The sequence below is a fragment of the Methanocalculus sp. genome (assembly GCF_029762515.1).
In the GTDB taxonomy this organism is placed as follows: Archaea; Halobacteriota; Methanomicrobia; order Methanomicrobiales; family Methanocorpusculaceae; genus Methanocalculus.
Genome location: NZ_JARVGN010000250.1, coordinates 1 through 3,527, shown reverse-complemented (window position 1 = coordinate 3,527; position 3,527 = coordinate 1). Strand labels below are relative to the sequence as shown.

Annotated in this window: 3 protein-coding genes and 1 pseudogene; all 4 read right to left on the bottom strand. The window is 54.3% G+C overall.

Going from position 1 to position 3,527, the window contains the following annotated elements:
- Positions 1-830, bottom strand: an 830-nt coding sequence (locus tag QCH34_RS09030; RefSeq protein ID WP_300333094.1) for a polyprenyl synthetase family protein, incomplete at its 3' end; no start/stop codon positions are given.
- A 15-nt stretch (positions 831-845) separates the two neighbouring features.
- A complete protein-coding gene (locus tag QCH34_RS09025) occupies positions 846-2,186 on the bottom strand; it encodes an RNase J family beta-CASP ribonuclease (RefSeq protein ID WP_300333092.1) in 1,341 nt (446 codons plus the stop codon).
- An 11-nt stretch (positions 2,187-2,197) separates the two neighbouring features.
- On the bottom strand, positions 2,198-3,259 hold the full coding sequence (gene fni / locus QCH34_RS09020) for a type 2 isopentenyl-diphosphate Delta-isomerase (RefSeq protein WP_300333089.1): 1,062 nt from the start codon (positions 3,257-3,259) through the stop codon (positions 2,198-2,200).
- Positions 3,256-3,527: pseudogene (locus QCH34_RS09015) on the bottom strand (uridylate kinase); the annotation flags it as partial. The gene fni and the pseudogene QCH34_RS09015, both read right to left, overlap by 4 nt.

The following is a 3,527-nucleotide window of genomic DNA, read 5'->3' as shown; positions in this document are numbered from 1 at the left end:
ACACCTGCTGCTTCAAGCTCCTGGATGACATAATCGATCTCATCATCAGTGAGATTCCTCTTGTATGGGGCGAGATCGATCCCCTTCTCTGCTGCAACGATTGCGATCAGGGTCTTCTTCCCGGCCCTGAGATCAGATGCCCGGTCTTTCCCGCTTGTGCCCTTCGGTGTCAGGAGATCGATCAGATCGTCCTGGATCTGGAATGCGATCCCGGTCGTCATGCCAAGGTTATGAAGTGCCTCGGCCTGCTGTGGTAAACCCCCGCCGAGGATCGCTCCGATCCCGGCAGAAGCCGCATAGAGTGCCCCGGTCTTCTTCCTGACCATATCCAGGTACTCGCCGCGTGTGACCTCATCCTGTGTTTCAAATGCCATATCATCAGACTGGCCGCTGCAGATCTCTTCGCATGCTTTGGCAAGCATCGAGATAGCACGCACCTTGGAAGCCGGATCTGCCTCTGCCTTGCAGATCAGTTCAAATGCACGTGCATAGAGGACATCACCTGCGAGAATTGCTGTTGCTTCATCCCATACAGTATGAACTGTTGGAACACCCCGGCGGAATGAGTCATTGTCCATGATGTCGTCATGGACGAGTGTGAAGGTATGGGTCAGTTCAAGTGCGAGTGCAGCAGGGAAGATCCGATCTGATGATCTCTTCTGCACCGCTTCGGCTGCGAGCATCACCATTGCAGGCCTGAGCCGTTTTCCCCCTGCAAGAAGGAGATGGGCGCTTGCCTTATCCAGTTTTCCGGGTGCATCCCCGAAGTACCTGAATAAGGACTTGTCTACGAGACTCTCAACTGATTTAAGGTATTCTTGTAGATCCATTCTTTTCTCCTCGGATTATTTGTGTACCAGAAGCCGCTGGCCATTCGTCATCAGGTGGACATCCTTGTGGAGCGTGTACCCGAGTTCTGATGCAAACTCCGCATATGCCGCGGTCATCTCGAGACCTCCGTGTGAGGGGATGATATGCTGGGGGTTGAGCATATGAATGAAATCATAATGATCCTCCCGATATGCATGCCCGGTGACATGAAGCTCATCAAAGATCCGTGCCCCGGTCATCCTGAGCCGTGTCTCGGTGAGGTACCGCTGCCCGTAGTTCATCGGGTTTGGTATCACTTTTGCTGAGAAGAGGACTTTGTCTCCCTTCTCAAGGCGGTACGGCGTGTCTCCTGCACCAATCCGGGTCAGAACCGATCCCGGCTCGCCCTGGTGGCCGGTGATGATCGGCAGGAACTTCTCCTTCCCTTCCTTCATCATTCTCCTGAATATGCGGTCAACCGTCCTCCTGTTTCCAAAGACGGAGGTGGATCGTGGGAATGCAACCAGTTTCATCTGTTCGGCAGTCGTTGAGTACCGCTCCATCGAACGGCCCAGAAGAACAGGTTTTCTTCCGATCTCGTGGGCGCACTCGGTGAGTGTCTTCAGCCTGGCAACATGGGAGGAGAAGGTGGTGACCAGGATCGCATTTTTATCATCCTCAAAACTGGTGATCACATCGCGTACAAGATCGCGGGCGATCCGCTCGCTTGGTGCCCTTCCCTTTGAGGTGATGTTGACGCACTCGGTGATGAGAAGGAGGACGCCCTCCTTTCCGATCTGGGTGAGGCGGGCAAAGTCCGGCGGCTCCCCGATGACCGGTGTTCTGTCGAGCTTGAAGTCATTTGCATAGATGACCGCACCATGGGGTGTGTGGAGCACCGCCATCACGGAATCAATGATCGAGTGCTGTGTCCGGACAAACTCCAGTGTCAGGTTCTGTGATATGGTGTACCTGCCGCCTGACTTCAGGGCAAAGAGCTTGTTGTTCACACCAAATTTCTGCTCTCCTGCAATCTGCTGCCGTATCAGCTCGGTGGTGTACGGTGTTGAGATGATCGGGGCATTGTACCGGTGGGCGAGCTTTGGAAGTGCACCGATATGGTCAAGATGCCCGTGTGTGCAGACGATAGCCTTGACTGTTCCCTCGATCCCGTTCATCACAGTATCATCAGGGATTGCTTTCATCTGGATCAGGTCAAGAGAATGCATATTCTCGACTTCGGCATCCTCGTGGATCATGATCCGGTCAAGGCGCAGGCCCATATCAAAGATGACAATATCCTTACCGCAACGAACTGCGGTCATATTCCGACCGACTTCTTCGTATCCGCCGACGGTAATTACTTCTATCTCCATAAATTGTACCTCTAATCGTATTTTTGTATCATTGTGCGAGTCTCTCCGGTGATATAGGTCCGGACTCTCCGCATTTCGCGTACTGTCCGTGCCCCCGAGAGGAACATCGCTGTTTTCAGTTGTCTGTGGATATGGTCGATGGCAGCTGCGAGTGCAGAATCACTCTCCATCGCGGGTGCGAGGAGCGGGAGTGCCATCCCTGCCATATCAGCTCCGAGTGCGAGGGCCTTTGCAATATCAACGCCACTTCTGACGCCGCCGGTTGCAATAACCGGCCCTCCGGTCTCTCTGACTTCGATCAGGCTAACCACCGTTGGTATACCCCAATCAATGAAGTCATCACCGAGACGGGTGAGTGTGGGATTGTTCATCTCCCTCTCCCGTATTCCTTCTATTTTTGCCCAGGAGGTTCCCCCGTGGCCGCCGATATCGATCGCCTTCACCCCGATATTCCAGAGAAGGCGTGCGGTTTCACGCGAGATACCTGATCCAGTCTCTTTGACGATCACCGGGACAGATGCATCGGAGCAGAGCTCTTCGATTGCATCGAGACACCCGGTTGCATCACGATCCCCTTCCGGCTGAATTGCCTCCTGAAGAAAATTCAGGTGGATTGCAATTGCATCAGCATCGATCATGGAGATGGCTTTCTCTGCCCATGCTGTTCCCTGTTCACGGAGCTGGACAGCCCCGATATTGGCTGCGATGAATGCTGTTGGCGCCTCTTCACGGACAACCCTGAATGAACCGGCAAGATCCGGCCGTTCAAGTGCCGCACGCTGGGAGCCGACCCCGATGGCACACCCATACTGTTCAGCTGCCCGTGCCAGGCAGCGGTTTACCTCTGTTGTGCCGGGATGGCCACCCGTCATTGCAGCAATGAAGAGGGGGGAAGAGAGAGAATGTCCAAGGAACTGGCATGAGAGATCGATTCCGTCCATATCGCATTCGGGAAGGGCGGCATGGACGATCCGTATATCAGAAAATCCACCTGAACCTGCCTCGATATCTTCCTCACTACAAATCCTGAGGTGATCGAGCTTCCGTGATGTGGTGGTTTCATTCCGGCTCATACATCTGCCCCCATGATGGTGGTTCCTCCATGTTCTTCTCCTGCAAGAAATGCTCCGAGGCGGTCAACATGGAATATTGAAGAGATGATCCCCGCATCTGCGAGGGTGAGGAGTTCCTCCACCTTCCCCCGCATCCCGCCGGTGACATCGGTCTTCTGTGAATTGCCAAGATCAATTCCATTCAAAGTACCGCGGCTGATCGTCCTGACAACATTCCCGCCAGAGAGGACACCGGGAACATCTGTTGCAAGGCCGACACGGCAGGGGG

Bases quoted from the DNA above. Each gene is read 5' to 3' on its own strand.
- fni (WP_300333089.1), bottom strand. From the start codon at position 3,259: ATGAGCCGGAATGAAACCACCACATCACGGAAGCTCGATCACCTCAGG.
- QCH34_RS09025 (WP_300333092.1), bottom strand. From the start codon at position 2,186: ATGGAGATAGAAGTAATTACCGTCGGCGGATACGAAGAAGTCGGTCGG.